Source organism: Heliomicrobium gestii, from assembly GCF_009877435.1.
GTDB classification, from domain to species: Bacteria; Bacillota; Desulfitobacteriia; order Heliobacteriales; family Heliobacteriaceae; genus Heliomicrobium; species Heliomicrobium gestii.
In genome coordinates, this window is sequence record NZ_WXEX01000005.1 from 161,223 (window position 1) to 181,704 (window position 20,482).

18 protein-coding genes and 1 pseudogene are annotated in these 20,482 nt (G+C 58.5%); 6 read left to right on the forward strand and 13 right to left on the reverse strand.

The genetic code is table 11. The annotated features are described in order from the left end of the window. Window positions 1-38 precede the first annotated feature (38 nt). From GTO89_RS17810 to GTO89_RS07500, 8 genes are all read right to left on the reverse strand, one after another. A complete protein-coding gene (locus GTO89_RS17810; protein WP_161261449.1) occupies window positions 39-704 on the reverse strand; it encodes a tetratricopeptide repeat protein in 666 nt (221 codons plus the stop codon). Between the two features lie 111 nt (window positions 705-815). Beyond that, complete coding sequence (locus GTO89_RS07465) at window positions 816-3,455, reverse strand: MASE3 domain-containing protein (RefSeq protein ID WP_161261450.1); 2,640 nt, start codon at window positions 3,453-3,455, stop codon at window positions 816-818. Window positions 3,456-3,818: 363 nt separating this feature from the next. Next, a complete protein-coding gene (locus GTO89_RS07470) occupies window positions 3,819-4,592 on the reverse strand; it encodes an energy-coupling factor transporter transmembrane component T family protein (RefSeq protein WP_161261451.1) in 774 nt (257 codons plus the stop codon). Continuing rightward, window positions 4,583-5,548, reverse strand: coding sequence for an energy-coupling factor ABC transporter ATP-binding protein (locus tag GTO89_RS07475; protein ID WP_161261452.1), 966 nt, complete (start codon window positions 5,546-5,548; stop codon window positions 4,583-4,585). The genes GTO89_RS07470 and GTO89_RS07475 overlap by 10 nt, the downstream gene beginning before the upstream one ends. Beyond that, complete coding sequence (locus tag GTO89_RS07480; RefSeq protein ID WP_161261453.1) at window positions 5,545-6,465, reverse strand: energy-coupling factor ABC transporter ATP-binding protein; 921 nt, start codon at window positions 6,463-6,465, stop codon at window positions 5,545-5,547. The genes GTO89_RS07475 and GTO89_RS07480 overlap by 4 nt, the downstream gene beginning before the upstream one ends. 186 nt (window positions 6,466-6,651) lie before the next feature. Continuing rightward, window positions 6,652-7,227, reverse strand: a complete 576-nt coding sequence (locus tag GTO89_RS07485; RefSeq protein ID WP_161261454.1) for a tryptophan transporter — start codon at window positions 7,225-7,227, stop codon at window positions 6,652-6,654. A gap of 503 nt (window positions 7,228-7,730) precedes the next feature. Beyond that, window positions 7,731-7,928 carry a hypothetical protein gene (locus tag GTO89_RS07495; RefSeq protein WP_161261456.1) on the reverse strand — a complete coding sequence of 66 codons (198 nt, stop codon included), beginning with the start codon at window positions 7,926-7,928 and terminating at the stop codon, window positions 7,731-7,733. A 30-nt stretch (window positions 7,929-7,958) separates the two neighbouring features. Continuing rightward, on the reverse strand, window positions 7,959-9,017 hold the full coding sequence (locus tag GTO89_RS07500) for a stalk domain-containing protein (RefSeq protein ID WP_161261457.1): 1,059 nt from the start codon (window positions 9,015-9,017) through the stop codon (window positions 7,959-7,961). 186 nt (window positions 9,018-9,203) lie between these two features. Between GTO89_RS07500 and GTO89_RS07505 the strand changes: the two genes are divergently transcribed. From GTO89_RS07505 to GTO89_RS07515, 3 genes are all read left to right on the forward strand, one after another. Beyond that, on the forward strand, window positions 9,204-9,497 hold the full coding sequence (locus tag GTO89_RS07505; RefSeq protein ID WP_161261458.1) for an ArsR/SmtB family transcription factor: 294 nt from the start codon (window positions 9,204-9,206) through the stop codon (window positions 9,495-9,497). 63 nt (window positions 9,498-9,560) lie between these two features. Continuing rightward, window positions 9,561-10,508, forward strand: coding sequence for a permease (locus GTO89_RS07510; RefSeq protein WP_161261459.1), 948 nt, complete (start codon window positions 9,561-9,563; stop codon window positions 10,506-10,508). A gap of 30 nt (window positions 10,509-10,538) precedes the next feature. Next, on the forward strand, window positions 10,539-10,769 hold the full coding sequence (locus GTO89_RS07515) for a thioredoxin family protein (protein WP_161261460.1): 231 nt from the start codon (window positions 10,539-10,541) through the stop codon (window positions 10,767-10,769). A gap of 84 nt (window positions 10,770-10,853) precedes the next feature. Here GTO89_RS07515 and GTO89_RS07520 read toward each other — a convergent pair whose 3' ends face one another. The 5 genes and pseudogenes from GTO89_RS07520 to GTO89_RS07535 all read right to left on the reverse strand — a co-directional run bounded on the left by GTO89_RS07520 (window position 10,854) and on the right by GTO89_RS07535 (window position 15,070). After that, the gene (locus tag GTO89_RS07520; RefSeq protein WP_161261461.1) at window positions 10,854-11,666 is read right to left on the reverse strand and encodes a nitroreductase family protein; all 813 of its coding nucleotides are present in this window, start codon (window positions 11,664-11,666) and stop codon (window positions 10,854-10,856) included. A 148-nt stretch (window positions 11,667-11,814) separates the two neighbouring features. Beyond that, window positions 11,815-13,641 (reverse strand): SulP family inorganic anion transporter, encoded by a 1,827-nt coding sequence (locus tag GTO89_RS07525; RefSeq protein ID WP_235920305.1) that lies wholly within the window; start codon window positions 13,639-13,641, stop codon window positions 11,815-11,817. 270 nt (window positions 13,642-13,911) lie between these two features. Then, window positions 13,912-14,148 (reverse strand): hypothetical protein, encoded by a 237-nt coding sequence (locus tag GTO89_RS17330; RefSeq protein ID WP_235920306.1) that lies wholly within the window; start codon window positions 14,146-14,148, stop codon window positions 13,912-13,914. A 208-nt stretch (window positions 14,149-14,356) separates the two neighbouring features. Continuing rightward, window positions 14,357-14,563, reverse strand: a pseudogene (locus GTO89_RS17940) (hypothetical protein); the annotation flags it as partial. 138 nt (window positions 14,564-14,701) lie between these two features. Further along, on the reverse strand, window positions 14,702-15,070 hold the full coding sequence (locus GTO89_RS07535) for a hypothetical protein (RefSeq protein ID WP_161261462.1): 369 nt from the start codon (window positions 15,068-15,070) through the stop codon (window positions 14,702-14,704). A gap of 204 nt (window positions 15,071-15,274) precedes the next feature. Between GTO89_RS07535 and GTO89_RS07540 the strand changes: the two genes are divergently transcribed. From GTO89_RS07540 to GTO89_RS07550, 3 genes are all read left to right on the forward strand, one after another. Next, entirely contained in the window at window positions 15,275-16,369 is a 1,095-nt protein-coding gene (locus tag GTO89_RS07540) for an efflux RND transporter periplasmic adaptor subunit (RefSeq protein WP_161261463.1), read from the forward strand. Continuing rightward, window positions 16,366-19,455, forward strand: a complete 3,090-nt coding sequence (locus GTO89_RS07545) for an efflux RND transporter permease subunit (RefSeq protein WP_170294418.1) — start codon at window positions 16,366-16,368, stop codon at window positions 19,453-19,455. The genes GTO89_RS07540 and GTO89_RS07545 overlap by 4 nt, the downstream gene beginning before the upstream one ends. Window positions 19,456-19,726: 271 nt before the next feature. Next, on the forward strand, window positions 19,727-20,368 hold the full coding sequence (locus GTO89_RS07550; protein WP_161261464.1) for a TetR/AcrR family transcriptional regulator: 642 nt from the start codon (window positions 19,727-19,729) through the stop codon (window positions 20,366-20,368). Window positions 20,369-20,482 lie beyond the last annotated feature (114 nt).

Here is a 20,482-nt window from a genome sequence, read left to right on the forward strand (position 1 = left end):
AAAACCTGACGGTTCTTCCGGGGGCCTTCTTGTTGCCCTTACCGTCTCTTTCGGTCCAGGGCCGCCACCTTTTTCTGGGCTTCCTCGTCGCCCTGGGCCGCCGCCTTGCGGTACCATGCCAGGGCCTCGGCGCGATCCTGCCCGATTCCCTCGCCTTCCTCATACATGAAGGCCAGGTTGAACTGGGCGTCCATATGGCCCTGCTCGGCGGCGAGGCGATACCAGCGCACCGCTTCGGCGTCATCTTTTTCCACACCCTGGCCCAGGGCGTAGAGGAGAGCCAACTCGAACTGCCCATCGGCGTCTCCCTGGTCGGCCGCCTTCCGGTACCAATCCAGGGCGCGGCCGTCATCCCGCTCCACACCGCGACCCTCGGCATACATCTGGGCCAGGTACAACTGGGCCTCGGCAATCCCTTGGTCTGCCGCGCGCTCGTACCAGCGCGCCGCTTCGGCTGCATCGGGCGACAGGCCCGTTCCCTCTTCATAGAGCATGCCCAGGCTGAGTTGGGCCGGTCCATGCCCCTGCGCGGCGGCTCGGGAGAACCACGCGACCGCCTCTTTCGCGCTCTGGGGAACCCCCCGGCCTTCCTCACACCGGCGGGCCAGTTGGTACTGGGCTTCCGCGTCGCCGCCTTCGGCGGATTGGCGGAGCGCCGCGATGGACGGTTCATCCCCGTTTTTTCTATGTTTCTCTGTCTCCATGGGCGATCACCTCAGTTTCATCCTCTTCAACGACTGCCGCGGTTCCACTATGGCTTCATCTTCGACGGCATCCGCCATTCCTATTCCCATTCAAGGGCACCCTCATGTATTTCAAGCCGCCCCGCCATTTTCCTTCAATGAACCGGCCCCATCGTTATGACTTCCCCTGTCTGGCGGCAGTTCGGGCAGCACGGCCCAGAGCGCCTCCCGATACTCGTCAAATTCCAGCTTTAGCTGATCGATCTTCTGATCAGCGTCGTCAAAGCGGCCCTCGTGTCCCATCTTTTCCAGTTCGAGGCTGAGCAGGGAGAACCGTTTGGCGCCGAAGTTGGCGCCGACCGATTTCAGGCTGTGGGCGGCAATGGTGAATTTCTCTGGATCGCGCGCCTGCCATCCCGCTTCCAGTTTATGAAACAGTTCGTCCATGTTGCTGAAAAACATCTCAAACAACTGGACCAGCGCGCGCGGCTCCTTCGGGTCGACCCAATCGGTGCGGATCTCATTGAGCATGACCATGTCGAGGATCTGGGCCTTCGTCGCCGCGCCGGGCGCACCCGTTGCGCCGCCCACTGCCGGATTTTGGGTCGTTCCAATGGAGGGACTTTTCGCGGCAGTGCTCGCGTCGCTGCCGGCGCGCTCCGCCCCTTCGACCCGTTCGATTTGTTCTGCCGCCGCCCCCGTCGCCGGGGCCTCTGTGACGACGATGGAGGCTTCTGTTTCCATCGGCAGCCACCGGCGTAGGGTTCGCCACAGATCATCCCGCTTGAAGGGCTTGCTGATGTAGTCATCCATGCCGGCGGCGAGACACTCGTCACGATCGCCTTGCATGGCCCGGGCCGTTAACGCCACGATCGGCCTGTGTTCGCCTTCTCGCTCTGCTTGCCGGATCCGCCGGGTGGCCTCATAGCCATCCATCAACGGCATATGGCAGTCCATCAAGATCAGCCGGTAATCCTGCTGGGTGACCGCATCCACTGCCTCCAAGCCGTTTTCGGCCACATCAGCCGTTACGCCGAATTTTTCTAAGAGGTTCATGGCCAGCTTTTGATTGATCGGGTTGTCCTCCACGAGGAGCACCCGTCCCTCAAAGCGCACCGGGAAGGACGGGGCTTTTTCCCCGACGACAGCGGCGTAGCCGTGACCGACGGGACCGCCGAACCAATCGTTGCCGGTCAACCCCTCGGCGCGCTCCAGCGGTACAGAAAACCAGAACGTGGAGCCTTCGCCCGGCTCGCTGCTCAGGCCGATCCGGCCGCCCATCAAGTCGACAAGGCGCTTCGATATGGCCAGTCCCAGTCCGGTTCCTTCGTAGTTGCGGGTGCTCGAACCGTCCGCCTGGCTGAAGGGCTGGAAGAGCTTCTCTTGGTTGGCTTTCGCGATGCCGATGCCCGTGTCTCTGACCTCGAAACGCAAGATCCAGCGCCTCTCCGCTTTTTCTTCGGGAAGGACGCGAAGGTGAACCTCCCCTTTATCGGTAAACTTGATGGCGTTCCCGAGCAGATTGAAGAGGATCTGCTGGATGCGCACCGGATCGCCCCAAAAAGCGGGCGGTATGTCCGGCGCCAGCGATCCCCAGAGGAGCAGCCCTTTTTCGCTGGCCCGGAGGGCAAGGGTCTTTTCCACCTGCCGCACGGCCAGCGGCAGATCAAAGGCGCGGCGATCCAACTCCAGCTTGCCGGCCTCGATCTTGGAGAAATCCAGGATGTCGTTGATGATGTTCAACAGCAGTTGGGCCGAGAACTGCACCGTAGCCACATAGTCGCGCTGGCTATCGTCAAGAGGGGTGTCCAGGAGCAGGTCGGTCATGCCGATGACGCCGTTCATGGGGGTCCGGATCTCGTGGCTCATGGAGGCGAGGAATTCGCTCTTGGTCCGGTTCGCCTCTTCGGCCGCTTCCTTCGCCGCAATCAGTTCCGTCTCGACCTGTTCCCGCTCCTTGATCTCCTCGGCCAACTGCTGATTTGTCCGGGAGAGATCGTCGGCCATCTGCTTCAACCGCCCGTTCGATTGGTTCAACCGGTAGAAAAGCAGGTTGTAGGGCTCCTTCAAGCTCGTCTCGACGATGGCTTTATAGAGGTTATAATAGGCCGTTAGCTTGAACAAATGGCCGAGAAAATTGGAGAAGGCATACATCTCTGTATAGGAGGTGAAACAGAGCTCCGTGCCCACCGAGAGGGAGAAAAAGGCCGTGAGATAGCGATAGACCTTGGGGTGGAATTCATCCCGCTGCCTCCACAGGAGGTAGATGGAGAGAATCATGATTCCCGAGATGACATACTCACTGTTCTTCTTAAAAGGCGTCAAGCCCTGTCCGTCGACAAAACAAACAGGGAAGTTTCCCCATAAAAACACAGAGAGTAGAAAGAGGATGGACAAACCGGCATAGATCGCAAAGATCCCTGCCGGACTCGGCTTGCGATAAAGAAAAAAGATCGAGAGCAGCATGGCCGTGCTTTCGAGGTAACGGGCGATCAGCCACATCTGCGGCGCCAGGTTGGTTCCATAGGCCGGAAAAATGCCCATCCCCTGATAGGCCAGCGCGTGCAGCATGTCAAAGATGGCCGCTGAGGAGCAGGCGATACCCAAGTAGAGAAAAAAACTGTTGGACGCCAGGGCATAGGTATTGATGACAAGGATCAGAACAACGACGCTGATGCAGATGGTGGTGAATTCAATAAAGGTGTGAAAAAGCGGGTAGCTGATTTCACTGAGACCAAAAGCGCCGAGACACAAGGAGATCCAGAGGAACATTGAAAAACCACCCCAGGATCGGTCCTCCGATGTTGCGTTCGTCCCTTGCACAGAATCCCCTCCCTCTTCCCCTATTCCTTTCGATCCCCCCTCAGGGACAGCCGGTACATGATGAATCCCGAAACTTGTCCGGAACACTTGTGTTAATTGTAACTAACTCAAGTCCGACTTAATAGTAAAAAAATGCGAACTTTCTATTATCGAGGCGAACGGACGCTGTCATTTCCATGGCGACTCACGTTCCAACGATGAAACGCTCTCAAATAAAAAAAGAAAAACCGCCTAGCCCTATGAAGGACACGGTTAGGCGGTTTTTACGATGCAGTTTCCCTTCCCCCAGCGTCTGTTCAAGCCGTTGACGATCTAGCTGAACGGACGGAGCGCCGCCGTGGCAACGGCCAGCAGGAGCGCAGCGATGACGGTGCTGTCGATAACACCCAGTTTTTCGGAACGGTAGTAGGTTCGACCGGGCAGGCCAAAGCCGCGCGTCTCCATGGCCATGGCCATCCGTTCCGCCCGCTGCAGCGACAGGTTCACCAGGGGCAGCGCCAGCGGGAAGATCGCCTTCAGCCGAGCCAGCGATCCGCCGCCGAAGTCGTGGGCGCGCGCCTCCTGGGCCTCGCGGATCAGGCGCACCTCTTCCAGGAAGGTGGGGATGAAACGCAGCGATGTGATGAACAAGAAGGCGTAGTCATAGGGAACCTTCAGGTATTCGACCAGCGCGAGGACGGTGCTCCGCATGGGCGTCGTCAACAGAAAGAGCAGAAAGCTGGTGACGATTGTGATCATGCGCAGGGCCATTGAAATCCCAAAGAGCAGCCCGGCGTCGGTGATCGTCAGCCAGGAGAGGCCGGCGATGGGACCGACGATCACGTTGCCCTCGCTGATGAAAAAGATCTGCAAGAGGATCAGGATGAGGGCTACCTTGAACAGTCCCTTGACGGCGGCCAGGGTTTCGCGACCGACGCCGGCGATGGCGGAGAGGGCGAGCAGGGACAGCAGCAGCAGCGACAGGGATAGGGGATCGTGGAAGATGAGGCTGATCGTCAACACAGCCAGGGCGGCCGATAGTTTGGTCAGCGCATGCAGCCGGTGCACCGGCGACGCGACAGGGACATACTCGATCGTCACTGACATGCGGCCACCCTCCCCCTTCTGTCCTCCTGTTCGCCCAGGCGCGCCTTCGCCAGCCGGGCGACCGTTGCCGCAAGGGCGTCCACCGAATCGACCGTGGCCGGCACGCCAAAGGGCGCCAGGCGGCGGGCCAGTTCTGCAGCCAGGGGCAGCCGCAGGCCGGCCGATTGCAGGGCCGCCTCATGGCGGAAGAGTTCCGCCGGCGGGGCATCCAGGGTGATCTGCCCGTCATCCAGAGCCAGCACGCGGTGAGCGTACTCGTGAACCAACTCCATGTCATGGGTGATGAACAGCACGGCGTGGCCGCGCCGGTGTAACTGCTGCAGGATCGCCATGATCTGCCGGGCCTCACGAAAATCCTGGCCGCTGGTCGGTTCATCGACGATGATCACCGGCGTCTCCATGGCCAACACGGCGGCCAGGGCTGCTCGCTTGCGCTGTCCCCGGCTCAGCAAGGCCGGATCGCTGTCCCGGAATCCTTCCAAGCCGACGGCGGCAAGTGCCGTCTCTACCCGTTTCACCAGATCGGCGCCGGTAAGACCGAGGTTGCGCGGGCCAAAGGCCACTTCGTCAAAGAGGGTGTCGTGAAAGATCATGTGATCGGGGTTTTGAAAAACATAACCGACCGTCCGGGCCAGGCGGGCGACAGCGGTCTTGCCCGTATCCTGGCCGTCGACAAGGACCGTGCCGGCAGTCGGCTTCAGTAGGCCGTTAAAATGCTTCGTCAGCGTCGTCTTCCCGGCGCCGTTGCGACCGATGAGGGCGATCATCTCACCGGCGCGAATCGTCACATCGACGCCCCGCAAGGCCTCCCGGCCAGACCGGTAGGTGTGGCGCAGCGACCGCGCCTCAAGGATCACCTTGTCCGCGACAGCCTTGACGCCAGCGAAGGTGTCCTCGCTGTTCCCGTGGGCTGTGGCATTATCCCTTCCGGCTTTGCCGCCGCGAATCAAATTCATCGACTTCTCCTCCCTCGACATGACCGTTGCGGTTCCCCGTCTACCAGTTGGCGGCTCAGTGCAAAGGCTTCCTCCACCGTCAACGGCAGGGGAGGCGCGCCTGGTGTTCCGAAGGGAGGAATCAGTCCCTCGCGGACGAGCGCCTGGCCCAGACGCGCTGGCGCGGGAATTTCGATGCCGAGCTTCTCAAAGACGCCTTCATGGAGCAGCGCCTCCCGGGGCGATCCCTGGAGCGCCACACGGCCCCGGTCGAGGAGGATCAGCCGGTCACAGAGCGACGCCAGGTGGCCCACCTTCTGTTCGGCGATGATCACCGTGATCCGCTGCCGCCGGTTCAGATCGGCCAGGACTTGGAGCACCGCTTCCGTCCCGTCAGGATCCAGTTCTGACGTGGGTTCATCCAGGACAAGGATGGACGGCGACAGCGCCAGGGCGGCGGCCATGGCCACCCGTTGCTTCTGACCGCCCGACAAGCCGTTGGTGGGCCGGTGGCGCAGGTCGGTGATGCCGCAAGCGGCCAGGGCGCCGGCGATGCGCGGTTCCATTTCCGCCGGGGCGACGCCGGTGTTTTCGAGGCCGAAGGCGATCTCTTCCTCGACAATGGGCGATACGATCTGTCCCTCCGGGTCATCAAAGACGCTGCCGATCTGGCGCGCCAGATGGGCCGGCGCGATCCGGGCGACCGCCAAGGGGCCCTGTCCTTCCGGCTCGATCCAGACCTGCCCCTGCTGGCGACCCGGCTGAAAATGCGGGATCACGCCGTTGATGCAGCGGAGCAAGGTGCTTTTGCCGGCCCCGGTCGCGCCGGTGACGACGACAAATTCACCCGCTTGGATCGAAAGGTTCACGTCCGTCAGCGCCGGCGAGGCCGCGTCAGGGTATTGAAAAGACAGGTTCTCGATCGTGATGGCCGGCACCGGCGACACCTCCCCAGGTCGTATCTACGCGCATCGTTATACTCGCGTTATTTCGCGCCCTTGCGGTTATTAGGCTTAGCCTTATTTCTCATGGTTGCGATTATTTCTCATCTGCCAGGCACGGCGTTCCCGAGTGGATTCGCCTTGGCCAGGCGCTTCGCCGGCGCCAACGCAGGCGATAGGGTTTTACAGTCGCAGAAACTTCTTGGCCGGCAGGTAGACCGCCTGGGCGATGACGGCGTTGAAGGCGGTCACCGGGAGCACGACGCCAATCAGGGCGCCCTTGGCGACCTCCGCCGGCAGGCCCAAGGCCAGCTTGTTGACGAGCACATAGAGGGAACCGCTGACCAGGGTGCCGATGACGGTCGCCATGAGCGGCTTGATCGAGAAACGACCGATGGTCAGATCGGAGAGGGTCGCTACGATCATGGCGCAGGCGAGGGCGCCGGCCGGTTCGGTGATCAGGTTGATGTAGGGAATCGGCGACTTGGAGGTAACCATGCTGAGGGCGCCGCCGACAACGCCGATGGCGAGAGCTTCGCCGAATTTGGGCCGGATCAGGACGATGGACAGACAGTACATGGCGATGACGAAGTTCGGCGTTATGCCGAAGATCGGCGGCGCGACCATGCGCAGGACAGCGCCGATGGCGATGAGCATGGCCACGACGGCCAGTTGTTTCGTCCGGCCGGCGGCGCGGGCGCCCGTCTCGACATATTGGGCTTCACTATTGAAAGCGATGGGACGGTTATCTCCGTTCATCTGTGTACCCCTCCTGTTTTTTTCTTCCGAGAAAACTAAGAAAGCCAGACCGAGTTCGGCCTGGCTTGAGTGGGCAAAAACAATGCCCCTGATTATGATCCGATCGTACTCCATTTCCGAAGCGTTTCTCGGCTCAACTCAACTCGGCTCAACTCCTCTCGTATACAATTGTGCTCTTCACTCTTCTCAACTCCGGAATCAGGCTCTCCCGATTCCGCGCTCAGCCTTCGGAAAGGATGATTGGGTTTACTATACCACAAGGGAGACAGAAGCGCTATAGTTATTTTAATAAAAGCTGGCTATCGCTGAATGGTCTTTTCTACCGACAAGAGACCCTGCTGGTCAACAGAAACGATATCAACCATCACGGTGATTTTACTGATTAAATCAAAAGAACCCAATAGTTCTTCTTCGTTTTCTCTATTGTTCCGATCGGTATATTTCATGTGCAAGTTGCCTGCCAGGGGTTCCTTGGGGTGGATTTTTAATGAATATCGTTCCTGCTAACCCAAGCTTGGAATGGGATATTCTTGCGGGGATTGAAAGTACGAGATGGACAAACCATCGATTTTTTCGTCCGTCCCGTTATGGACAATAATCGTATAGCCATCTGTGAGGGTTGATGCGAATAAGAAAACAGCACTCCCCATGCACACTAAAATCCCTAGCCATACGGCGATGGCGATTTTTCTTTTACTCATCCTTGATCCTCTCTCTTTGATTCACAGACCTCACAAGGGAACCTTAAGCAAAGGACGCAGATCGGCATAGGGGATGGTCACTGGCAAAAAGGCGCCGCCATCCGGCGTGGATTCAGCACCTTCACCACCTTGGAAAAACAGGACGAGTCCCTCCGCACTGAGATGGAACCGTTGCGTCTGGAGCACGCCCGCCCCGTCCAGATTTCGCTCCGCGAAGGAACGGGCGATCTGCTCGGGGAGGGCTTTTTTGATCACGGGGAGATCGGCGCTGTCACGGAAGAGATCAGGCAAGGCGTACACCTGTCCCGTTGCGGTGTTGATGGTCAGGGCGGACACGTCGGTGTGTCCATGGGGGCCGCCGGAATAGGCGTCGTCGCGAAAGAATAAGCTGAGCAGCTCTTTTTGATTGTAGGTCACTTGATAGTTGCACTCTAGGGCCATTGTCGTATCGCGATAGCCGAAATTCAGCAGTTCAGCGGCCTTCGCCCGCAGTTCCCCCATGTGATCCTTTTTGAACGCGTCGATCCGCTCTTTGATCTGCCGGTTGAGGCGATCTTGGGCCGTCATGTCGGTCATCCCGGTAAGTTGCGGGTACTGGATCTTGACCGAGACGCCCCCGTCGTCATGGAACTCCTTGCGGGTGGCGATGGTGATGGGATTTTCCTTAATCGGTGTCATCGCCACTGTCTGGTTCGCCTGATCCCATTGAACCTGGAGTCCCAGGTTTTCCGCGATGAAACGGAGTGGGCCATAGGCGCGCCCATCGATGACACGAGAAGGACTGGGAAGGACAATTTCATGATCGTTGACGGTCACGTCATGATTCCCGATCTGGAGATGCAGCACTTTATCGCCCTTGGTGAAGGTGACAGACTGGCTCGCTTCATCCCAATCAACAGCGCAGTTCATTTTTTCACCGATCTCTCGCAGCGGGACGAAGGTCTGCCGATCGATGATGCGACCGGCGAGACTTACCGGCTGACCGTTGAGTTGAATCGGGATGAGGGAACCTGCATCGGCTGCAGCGATTCCGGGGAGAGATATCACCGCCGCTGCGGCGAGGACGAGGGTTCCTATCCTTTTCCTCATGGCACTGCTCCTTAAACGCACTCATTCAAAGGCGAAGATGGTCACCGCGTTCTTAACCGAAGTCGCTTGGTTACATTCGCACGTACCCGAAGCGTGGCAGGCAGGGTAGTGACGTCCGCACAAATATACAGAACGTCGTTTTCAAATCAATTTTATTTGATATAATGGGTTTAGGAGTTGATCACCGTGGACGTCGTCAAGATTGCCAAAGCCTTTTCCGATCCCTTGCGTTGGCAGATCTTCTTGCGCATTCTAAACCGCGAAGCCGCCTTTCGCGAAACAAACAAACCGGGGGTTTGCGTCTGCGACCTTGTCGAGGGCATGGGCCTGCTGCAATCGAAGGTTTCCTACCACATCAAAGAATTGAAAGAGGCCGGGTTAATTACCGAAGTGGCCCAGGGAAAGTGGAACTACTATTCCGTCAACCGGGATACCTTGCGAACATACCTGGGCACACTGGGCGAACTGTTCGATCGCTAGTCTTTTTTTGCCCGGAAACATCAAGATTCGTTGATGGATTGACGCTGTTAGGAGTGGAGCCACATGTTAGAATGGTTTGCCGACCTCGTCGTCTACCGGTGGATCGGCCTCACCAAAGGCGAGCACCTCACAGAAGCGCTGCACTTTTTTATCTACGATGTCCTGAAAATCCTCCTGCTCTTGACGGTGATCATCTATGCCGTCTCCATCGTCCGCAGCTTCTTCCCACCAGAGCGGACGAAGAAGCTCCTCTCCCACAAGCGGGAGTTTGTCGGCAACATCGCGGCTGCCCTGTTGGGCGTCGTGACGCCTTTTTGTTCCTGTTCCGCCGTCCCCATGTTCATCGGGTTCGTCGAATCAGGGGTGCCGCTGGGGGTGACCTTCTCCTTCCTGATCTCGTCGCCGATGGTGAATGAGGTCGCCCTGGTGCTGTTGTTCGGACTGTTCGGCTGGAAAATCGCCGGCATCTACATGGCCACCGGCTTGACCGTCGCCGTCGTCGGCGGGATGCTCATCGGCCGGGCCAAGATGGAGGATCAGGTCGCCGAGTATGTCTACCAGATCAAGATGCCGGAGGTGGAAATCGCGTCGCTCACATGGCGGCAGCGACATGATTACGGTGTGCAATACACCCGAGATATCCTGAAAAAAATCTGGATCTACGTCATCGCCGCCATCGCCATCGGCGGCTTGATCCACGGGTATGCGCCAGCCGATTTCCTGGTCCGTTACGCCGGTCCCGATAACCTCTTCGCCGTTCCCCTGGCCGTGCTCATCGGCATCCCCTTGTACTCGAATGCCGCGGGCATCATTCCGATTGTCCACGTATTGATGGAAAAGGGCGTGGCCTTCGGCACCGTGCTCGCCTTCATGATGGCCGTCACCGCCCTTTCCCTGCCGGAGATGATCATCTTGAAGCAGGTGCTGAAACCCAAGTTGATCGGCCTGTTTGTGGGGATCATGGCGCTAACGATCACCTTTGTCGGGTACCTCTTTAACGCCATCCTATAAATCATCAAATCATCGGGGAGGAATCGTTCCATGGAGATCAAAGTCCTGGGCGCCGGGTGCGCCAAATGCAACCAACTGGAGACACTGGTCAAGCAGACCCTTCAAGAATTGGGCAAAGAAGCGACAGTGGAAAAAGTGACCGACTTTCCGGCGATCATGTCCTTCGGCGTCATGGCCACGCCGGCCCTGGTCGTAGACGGGAAGGTGAAGGTGTCAGGACGCCTGCCGTCGGCGGCTGAGGTGAAAGGATTTTTGAGTTAGTCGATGACGGAACCGGATCGGTGACCAAAAAGACACAGTGTAGCCTGTTCGTCCCCCATCGGGGTTTGAACAGGCTACATTGCTTTACTGCCAGGTGACCTGCAGGGGGTTCCTGTCGACGAGACGCCGGTAGGTATATTGGGGATATCCCACCATCAGCCCGCCAACAACAGCTTTGTCTTCCGGCAAAGCCAAGAGGTCGAGCAACGGCGCGTAACCGGTGGAGGCGCAGCTCTCAAAGAACCCAGCCCAGCAGGTTCCCAAACCGATGGACGGCGCAAACAGTTCAGCGTAGGTCAGCGAAAAATGAGCGTTATCGCGGCCTCGCCGCAGGAAGTCCGTTGGCGTCAAGGCGACGATCAGGCTGGGCGCGCCCCGCAGAATCACATCGTGACCGGTTTTGCGGTGCTTCTCGACGGTTCCGGCAAAATAGGCCGCCCAGGGCGCCCCCTTTTGCACCTCCGCCTCCATCCAGTCCACCGTCGCCGCCGTGATCGCCCGGAGCACATGGGCGCTTTCGATGACATGGTAGGAGACGCCTTGGGAGTTACCGCCGGTCGGCGCCATCCGGGCGATGTCCAGCAGCTGCAGGATCTTTTCGCGTGGCGCCGGCTCCGGTTTGTAACAGCGGATCGAGCGCCGGGCGCGCAGAAAACGGGCCGCCGTCTCGGCATCCAGCACCGGCGTCTTCTCCAGGGGCGTCTGTTGGGCCATGGGCGCCTTTTCATGATCGAGCGCGCCATGGGGGCAAACGGCGACACAGTGACCGCAGGCGATACAGGGCACTTTCAGCGCCTCCGGTCCGCCGTCACCCATCGCGATGACTCCGGTCGGACAGACGTCGGCGCAAGCGCCGCAGCGGGTGCATTTTTCCGGGTCGATGTAAAGCAAAGCCATGCCGTTGATTCCTCTCTTCCCTATCGCTTGCCCGTTCATGGCGCGCAAGCGGTGTCCCTGTATTCATTTATGAAGCAAAAAAAAGCAGGCGTCAACCCTCCTTTTGGGGTGACGCCTGCCGCTTTTTATGTCCGATGCCCGTACCGGATTAGGGCTGCTGCCCTGGCGCCGGTGTCAGCCGCCCCGGCTCTCGCCCTGCTCGTTCCGGCTGGGTCAATCCAACGGCAGCAGTCACGGCCCGTTCCTTGCATTCGTAAAAGGCCTGGTGGGGGCATCCGACACAGCGCTGCTTGCCGATGCGGGTCAGGGCGAAGGTGATGGCCTGCCCGGTCCGCAGGAAGAACTGGGCCTCGCCGATCTGATCATAAAGACCCGATTTGCGCAGCAACTCTTCCGGTTGGGGCTTCAATCCGGTGACGAGCACAACGCCGCCGCGCCTGCGGAAGTCGCGGACGATCTCCTCGAACACCATCTCCCCGGTGGCGTCCATCATGGGCACATGGCCCATGCGCAGGATGAGCACCTTGGGTCGCGCCTGGATGCACTCGCTGATCGTTTTTTCAAACAGTGCGGCAGCGCCGAAAAAGAGGGCGCCGTCGATGGTGTAGATGGCGATCTGGGGACAGTCATGGATCGGTGTCACCGCCTCTGGCGCCAGCTTCTCGCCCTGCTCCGGGTCAGGGAGGACCTTCTGGACCGCCAGGGTTTCGCTCATGTTGTTGATAAAAACGGCGGCGGCGATGACCATGCCCGCGCCGACGGCGACGGTCAGGTCGAAGACGACGGTCATCCCAAAGGTGACCAGCAGCACCGTGGCGTCGCTGCGGGTGGTGCGCAAGAGGTGCATGAACTCGCGGCGATCGCTCATGTTCCAGGCCACCCGCATCAGGATGGGCGACATGCTCACGAGGGGAACCTGGGAGACGTAGGGCGCAAAGAGCAACACAAGCAAAAAGACGGTCAGCGAGTGGACCAGCGCCGCCACTGGCGTGCCGCCGCCGCTGCGGATGTTCGTCGCCGTCCGGGCGATGGCGCCGGTGGCGGGGATGCCGCCGAAAAAGGGCACGACCAGGTTGGCGATCCCCTGACCGATCAGTTCGCGGTTGCTGTCATGGCGCTTGCCCGTCATGCCGTCAGCGACAACGGCCGACAGGAGCGACTCGATGCTGCCCAGGGCGGCGATCGTCATGGCCGGCCCCAGCATCTGTTGCGCCTTGTCCAAGGTGAACGAGGGCAACTGAAAGGCCGGCCATCCGGCAGCGAGTTCACCGAACTTGGATCCGATCGTCTCAACAGCGCCGCCGAAGGCGACCTGGGCGAAGACGGTCGACAGGACGATCCCGACGAGGGGACTGGGCACCGAAGGCAGGATCTTCGGCGAATAGAGCAGGCAGATCAGGCAGACCAGGGCGACGGCGACGCTCTGCCACTGGGTCGTATCGAGATGACGACCAAGTTCCGCCACATTGTCGAGAAAGTCCTTGTGTTTGACGACGCCTTGCAGGCCGAGGAAGGTGTCGATCTGGCCAAAAAAGATAATCACCGCGATGCCGGCGGTGAAACCGACCGTGACCGGCCGGGGAATAAACTTGATCAGCGCGCCCATGCGGGTCATGCCCATGAAGATGAGGATCAGGCCCGCCATCGCGCCGGCGATCATCAGGTTATCATAGCCATAGGTCATGACGATGGAAAACAAGAGCGGCACAAAGGCGCCTGTCGGTCCGCCGATCTGGACATGGGATCCGCCAAAGAGCGCAATCAGCGCCCCGGCCACAACAGCGGTGTAGATCCCCTGTTCCGGTTTGACCCCTGAAGCGATGGCGAAGGCCAAAGCGAGCGGTATGGCCACCAAGCCCACCGTGATGCCGGCGACCATGTCCTTGCGCAACTGCTCCTGCGAGTACCCGTCCATGCGGCCTCCGAGCAGCCGCGTTTTGATCGCCATCCGAATCGATGGTCCATCCCAACGCATCGGTTCATCCACCCTTCATTGAATTCAGCCATGCCGACGATGCGGCATGGCCGTCAGGCCACTGCAGGGTAGATAAACGTCTACCTCGACCCAAACCCTTGTGCGATTCCGCGCACGCTATTGATCTTATTGCGGATATCCGAGGGTTTGCAATCAGGCTTCCAGGACTTGATGGGAATGGAAAGGGCGAGAAGCTGAAACCGTTGCGTTTATCGGACCGTTGCGTAGGATCGCTCGGTTTTTCAACGGGCGCGCGCGATTCGACGCCGGTCAGCCGTTCTGCGTTTCGTTAGCACTGGATTTCTCCTCAACCGGATTCGCAGGGATGTCTTTTTTGCCGTGACCCGTGGGATGGCGTCCCGGCGTTCCGAAAAGCAGACGGCATAGGATCACCAATCCGGCGCCCTGCCCGTAGGTGATCGGTTTCAAGCCAAAGATGTCCGGCATCAACTGATTCCATAACAGCATCACAAAGAAGCCGAACAGCAGGCTGATGGCGACTGCCATCACCATTCCGCCGAAAACATGCCGCCTGCACCTGTTGTTGCATTTCCTTCTTATGTCGGGCCGCTTCCACATCGGCGCCGGGATCTTGAACCTGATCGCCAAGGGCCAACCCGGTCGATGGGTCGATCTGATCCAACGAAACCGGCTGTCGCCGCTTGCGCAGGAAATCGACCACTTTGTGTTTGACCGACCGGTACATGTAGGCGGTCAGGTTTTCCACATGTCCTTCCAGATCGGCCCGGTTGAACATATTAAAAAACACCTCAGCCACAATGTCTTCCGCATCCATGTCGGAAATGCCCATGACCTTGCGGCGGACGTACTGTACAAAATTCTTATGTTCTTTTCGAAATACCTCGCCAATTCGTCTATGCCGTCCATCCATCGCAAAGTCTCCACATATCCGCGGCTCCATCTCCCCGACTGCAGCAATGTCCTGCGCCTTTAGGCAGAACCACCTAATCCCTATAAAAAAAGCCGTCTCAAGGTTTGACGCCGGAGACGGCTTTTTTGTGACAAGACAGGTGCTGGGAACCCGCTTCTCAAGGCTGACTTATTCCTCTTTCGCGGCCGCCGCTTGGGCTGCCTTCATGCTTTCGGCCACGCCGATGCCAAAGTGCACGTAGTAATCGGGCACGCCGGAGACGGGGATCCAGTAGCCCAGGATCGTCGTCTCGCCCGAAACAGTATCCTGTCTCACCGCTTCGTCTTTGTCGAGGGCCTGATTGGCTTTGCAACCCTTGTGCTTTTCCGGATTGACGGCGTTGCATTTGACGCCGGGCGCACCGCCAAACCCTTTGCAACACTCATTGACGGCGACGATGGTCCGATTCCGGCGGATCAGCATGACCGGTTCGGGAAACTTCCCCCACATGAGTTGAAAGGCTTGGGATAACTTTTCTTCTAATTGCTGTTGCTCCATGCGATGATGCCTCCTCTTTTTATTCTACTCTAAACGACGAAGGCGCTACCCCTTTATTGCATGAGCTGATACTTTTTTTCGCGAAAATCCGTCTTTGTATTTTAATTGACAAAAAAAAGATCATCGATAGTATAATGTTCCTGTCAACTGACTGAACTCAGTCATTATTGCCCTTGGCGGATCACAAATCAAGGAGGGTGCCTATTGAACGGTCACTTCAAACATGTCCTGTCCTTAGTCCTTCTATTCGGCCTGGTGGCGTCCGGTTGCAGCAAAGCCGAACCGGTCGCCAAGGAAGACATCCCGCCGGTGCGGACACAGGTGGTTTCCTTGAATGCCGAAGGAACGCCTGTCACCTACCCCGGTGAGGTCGTCGGGAGAAATGAAAGTCACCTCAGCTTCCAGGTGGGCGGTAAAATCACGAAGCGGTACGTGGAAGTGGGCGACGCCGTCAACGCCGGAGATGTCCTGATGGAAATCGATACGATTGATTTGCAGCAGGACGTGACCACCCAGAAAGCCAGTGTCGAAGCGATTGAAGCCACCTTGCGCCTCCATGAAGACAACCTGAAGCGCTACAAGCAGTTGCTCGACAACGGCGCGATCAGCAAGGCCGAGGTGGATTCGCTGCAAACGACGCGGGACGCCACAGCGGCCCAACTGGAGCAGGCCAAATCCCAGTTGGAGCGGATGAGAAATCAGGTCAACTACGGCGTCTTGGTGGCAGGGGCCAACGGCATCGTCTCCCACATCAGCGGCGAGGTCGGTCAGGTGGTCAACCCCAACCACCCCGGCGAGGATGTGATCACCCTCGTCCTGGACAACGAACGGGAGGTCGCCATCGATGTGCCGGAACGGCAATTGGCCGACATCCAGAAGACTGGGAAGATCAACGTCAGTTTTTGGGCGCTGCCGAATGTTACGCTTGCTGGCACAATCCGAGATATCGCCCCCATGGCCGACAAGGCGACCCGTACATATAAGGTGAAGATCAGCGTCCCGGCGTTGCCCGCTGAGGTGAAATACGGCATGACCGCCACCGTCTCCATCTATCCCGCCAACCCGGTGGCCCGTTTCACAGTTCCCTTATCCTCCCTCTACCAAAGGTCAAATGACGCCTCAGTCTGGGTCGTGCAAGGCCATTCGGTGAGCCTGCGCCCGGTCAAGGTGGGCAATGTCCTGGACGGCAAGGTGGAGATCGTCGGCGGCCTGAAAGACGGCGAGATCATTGTCACCGCCGGCGTCCATAAGCTGCGGGAAGGCCAAACGGTCCGTGTGAACGCAGGTGGCGGCCAATGAGCAGGATCAAGCGATACAATCTGAGCGACTGGGCGCTCAAACACCGCCAGATGGTCTATTTCCTCATGATCGTCATCTTCGCCATGGGGCTCATCTCCTACTCCCAGTTGGGCCGTTCCGAGGACCCGGACTTTGTCATCCGGGAGATGGTCGTGGCCACCGTCTGGCCTGGCGCATCTGCGGAAGAAGTGGAAAAGCAGGTCACCGATAAAATCGAAAAAAAGCTGCAAGACACGCCGAATGTGGACCTGATCCGCAGCTATTCCAAACCGGGCCAATCGGTGATCTTCCTTCGCCTGAAGGATTCTGTCGTCGAAAAGGATGTGCGCCCGACCTGGCTTGATGTGCGCAACATGGTCAATGACATGGCGAACACGCTGCCACAGGGCGTCTATCCGCCCATGTTCAATGACCGTTTCGGCGACGTCTTCGGGACCATCTACGCCATCACCTCCGATGGTTTTTCGCTGGAGGAGATGCGGCAGCAGGCCGAGCAGATCCGCCAGACCCTGCTGCGCGTCAACGCCGTCGGCAAAGTAGAACTGGTGGGGGTGCAGCGGGAAGCCATCTACATTGAGATGGAAAATACGAAGCTGGCCCAGTTGGGGATCGATCCCTCCCTGATCGCCATGAGCCTGCGCAACCAGAACTCCGTCGACGCCGCCGGGATGATCGAGACGGTCTCCGACAACCTCCACCTGCGCGTGAGCGGCTATTTTGAAAACATCGACAGCATCCGCAACCTGCCGATCCGAGCGAATGACCGCATCTTCCGCCTCGGCGACATCGCCACAGTGACACGCAGCTATGTGGAACCGTCAGACCCGAAGATGTACTACAACGGCGAGCCGGCCATCGGGTTGGCGGTCTCCATGGCCAGCGGCGGCAACATCCTCACCCTCGGCGAGGATCTGGACCAGACGGTCGAAAAGATCCGGCAGGACCTGCCGGTGGGCCTGGACATCCACAAGGTGGCTGATCAACCCCACGCCGTGGAAAAATCCATCGATGAGTTCGTCGAAACCCTGGGCGAGGCGCTGATCATCGTGCTCGTCGTCTGCTTCATCAGCCTGGGGCTGCGCTCAGGGATCGTCGTCGCCCTCAGCATTCCGATGGTTGTCGCCGCCCTGGTCGTCGTCATGAAGATGGCAGATATCCAACTGCACCGGATCTCCCTCGGCGCGCTGATCATCGCCCTCGGCCTGCTCGTCGACGACGCCATCATCACGATCGAGATGATGCATGTCAAGCTCGAACAGGGGATGGACAAAGCCAAAGCGGCCAGTTTCTCCTTCTCAGCCACCGCCTTTCCGCGGTTGATCGGCGCCTTGGTCACCTGCGCCGGGTTCATGCCAGTCGGTTTTTCCAAAGGATCCGCCTCCGAGTTTGTGGGCAGCATCTTCTGGGTTGTCACGGCCGCCCTCATCTTGTCGTGGCTGGTGGCCGGCACGGTGACCCCCCTGCTGGGCTATCGCCTGCTCAAATTTCATAAGAAGGATCAAAACTACGACCAGGTGTACAATTCTCGCTTTTACCGCATCTTTCGCAAGATACTGGAGTGGACGCTGCTGCACCGGTGGATCGTCATCGGCGCCACTGTCGTCACCTTCGCCGGTTCTGTGTACCTGATGGGGTTTGTCAAAAGCGAGTTTTTCCCCAGTTCCAGCCGGCCTGAACTGATCGTCGACATGACCTTGCCCCAGGGCGCCTCGTTGCAAGCGACAGAGCGCGAGGTGCAAAAGTTCCATGAAAAGCTGAAAGACAACCCCAATATCGTCAACTATGTGAGCTATGTGGGCAAAGGCTCCCCTCGCTTCGTGCTGGTGCACGATCCCATCTTCGACGCCTCCAACACGGCCCAATTGGTCATCCTCACGAAGGATCTGGCGGCCCGGGATCAGCTGCGCCACGAGATCAACGAGATGCGCCAACAGGCCTTTGAAAACATTCTGATCAACACGAAGGTGATCGCCCTGGGGCCGCCGTCCCCCTACCCGGTGATGTTGCGCGTCTCCGGCATCGATCCGGCCAAGGTGCGCGAGATCTCGGAGCATGTTCGCAGCGCCATGAGTGAAAACCCCTATATCTATGACGTCAACTTCAACTGGTATGAGAAGAACAAGGTCCTGCGCCTGAACATCGACCAGCAAAAAGCCCGGATGCTGGGCATCGACAAACAGCAGCTGGCCCAGTCCCTGCAAACCCAACTGTCCGGCATGTCCGTATCGGAGTTTCGCGAAGGCGATAAAAAGATCGCCATCCTCTTCCGGACCGATGAGGCAGACCGGTTGGATGTATCGCGGATGAAACACCTCAACATCTATATCGGCGGCGGCAAATCTGTGCCCTTAGGGCAGATCGCCGACATCCGGTATGAGGCGGAAGACGGTCTCATCTGGCGCTACAATCTCTTGCCGACGATCACCGTCCAGGCGCAATCCCTCCCCGGCATCACCGGCAACGACCTCACCCTTCAGGTGTATGACAGCCTGAAGGAGTACCGGGACAGCCTGCCCGCCGGGTACAGCATCGATCTGTCTGGCGTGGCCGAAGACAGCGCAAAGGCGTCGAAGAACCTGGGAAGCACCATCCCCATGATGGTCATCGTGATCATGTTCTTGTTGATGTTTCAGTTGCAGCACATCTCCAAGATGGTTCTGGTGCTCCTGACCGCCCCGTTGGGGCTCATCGGCGTCAGCCTCGCCTTGCTGTTGACAGGCAAACCCCTCGGCTTTGTGGCCCAGTTGGGCATCCTGGCGCTCGCCGGGATCATCATGCGCAACTCGGTGATCCTGATCGACCAGATCGAGACGCTCGTCCATAGCGGCGTCACCTACTGGGTCGCCATCGTCGAGGCGACTGTGATGCGCTTCCGGCCGATCATGCTGACCGCAGCCGCCGCCATACTGGGGATGGTGCCGCTGGCGTCGAGCATCTTTTGGGGCCCCATGGCCGTCGCCATCGCCGGCGGCCTGATCGTCGCCACGATTTTGACGCTGATCGTGTTGCCGGCCATGTATGCGGCGCTTTTCCGGGTAAAACCGGACAATCGCTCCAACGCGAATGAGGATATCGTCGTTTCTTGACCGGCGATCTCCTGTTTTCTCGTCTTCCTTTGGCACGGTGGCTTCCCCGGAAGGATGTCGGTGCATCCCGCTTGCATGACACCCTCTTTTGGGGAAGCCACCGCTGTTTCGTCTCTCCCGTCACGTTCATGCGACGCCATAGGGAGCGTTTCCCTCGCGATTTCAATCCATGTCCAGCGGTAATTCGCATCATGGCAAAGGGATATTCGCTTCGGCCAGGGAAATAAATAACTCATCGACGGCAGCGCAACATGTTACAGGAGGCTAGGGCGTGACGCGTATTACAAAAAAGCCGGAGGAGAGAAAAAGCGAGCTCATCGACGCCGCTTATCATCTGTTTCTGGAAAAAGGCTACCATCACACGACAGTGAGCGATATTGTCAAAGAAGTCAGCGTTGCTCAAGGAACGTTCTTTTATCATTTTCCAACCAAAGAGGCGATTCTTGAGGCGATCATGGAGCGCTACATCTCGCAGATTCTGGACGATGCAAAGCAGATTGTGGAGAATGCGACCTTTACGGCGCCGCAAAAATTCTGCGCCTTTGTTGATTCGATTTTCGTCAATTTAATCCGGCAAGGGGTTTCGATCCCCCAACTCCTCTGTGAAGATAAACACCGTAATCTGAAACATAAGATAGAAACGCACTGCCGGCATTTGTTCACCCCCTACGTGATTCAGATTCTGGAACAGGGTACGGCCGAAAGATCGATGGCCATTGAACATCTGCCGCAAACTGTTGACTATATGAACACGATTACGTCCTTCTTAATTGAGTCTTCTAGTTTTGGCGAGTCATCAGAAGATGTGGCCAAAAAAGCGGCCATCGCTGAAAAACTGCTTGCCTGCGCCTTGGGCGTTCCGAGAGAACAAATTGTCTTCCACTCCATCCACCTGCTCAGCGCGCCGCGCTGACCGGCACGCCGCCCCCTCTTTGACTTGCGCATAAGAGGGTTGTACCGAACCGGCGATTTCCCAGGCGAAAAACGATAGGACCTGCTTCCCTTGTTAAAATTATATCAATCACTG

Bases quoted from the DNA above. Each gene is read 5' to 3' on its own strand.
- GTO89_RS07465 (WP_161261450.1), bottom strand. From the start codon at position 3,455: ATGTTCCTCTGGATCTCCTTGTGTCTCGGCGCTTTTGGTCTCAGTGAA.
- GTO89_RS07485 (WP_161261454.1), bottom strand. From the start codon at position 7,227: ATGAACGGAGATAACCGTCCCATCGCTTTCAATAGTGAAGCCCAATAT.
- GTO89_RS07525 (WP_235920305.1), bottom strand. From the start codon at position 13,641: ATGCGTTGGGATGGACCATCGATTCGGATGGCGATCAAAACGCGGCTG.
- GTO89_RS07535 (WP_161261462.1), bottom strand. From the start codon at position 15,070: ATGGAGCAACAGCAATTAGAAGAAAAGTTATCCCAAGCCTTTCAACTC.
- GTO89_RS07545 (WP_170294418.1), top strand. From the start codon at position 16,366: ATGAGCAGGATCAAGCGATACAATCTGAGCGACTGGGCGCTCAAACAC.
- GTO89_RS07495 (WP_161261456.1), bottom strand. From the start codon at position 7,928: ATGAGTAAAAGAAAAATCGCCATCGCCGTATGGCTAGGGATTTTAGTG.
- GTO89_RS07470 (WP_161261451.1), bottom strand. From the start codon at position 4,592: ATGTCAGTGACGATCGAGTATGTCCCTGTCGCGTCGCCGGTGCACCGG.
- GTO89_RS07500 (WP_161261457.1), bottom strand. From the start codon at position 9,017: ATGAGGAAAAGGATAGGAACCCTCGTCCTCGCCGCAGCGGCGGTGATA.
- GTO89_RS07515 (WP_161261460.1), top strand. From the start codon at position 10,539: ATGGAGATCAAAGTCCTGGGCGCCGGGTGCGCCAAATGCAACCAACTG.
- GTO89_RS07520 (WP_161261461.1), bottom strand. From the start codon at position 11,666: ATGGCTTTGCTTTACATCGACCCGGAAAAATGCACCCGCTGCGGCGCT.
- GTO89_RS07510 (WP_161261459.1), top strand. From the start codon at position 9,561: ATGTTAGAATGGTTTGCCGACCTCGTCGTCTACCGGTGGATCGGCCTC.
- GTO89_RS17810 (WP_161261449.1), bottom strand. From the start codon at position 704: ATGGAGACAGAGAAACATAGAAAAAACGGGGATGAACCGTCCATCGCG.
- GTO89_RS17330 (WP_235920306.1), bottom strand. From the start codon at position 14,148: ATGGCAGTCGCCATCAGCCTGCTGTTCGGCTTCTTTGTGATGCTGTTA.
- GTO89_RS07475 (WP_161261452.1), bottom strand. From the start codon at position 5,548: ATGAATTTGATTCGCGGCGGCAAAGCCGGAAGGGATAATGCCACAGCC.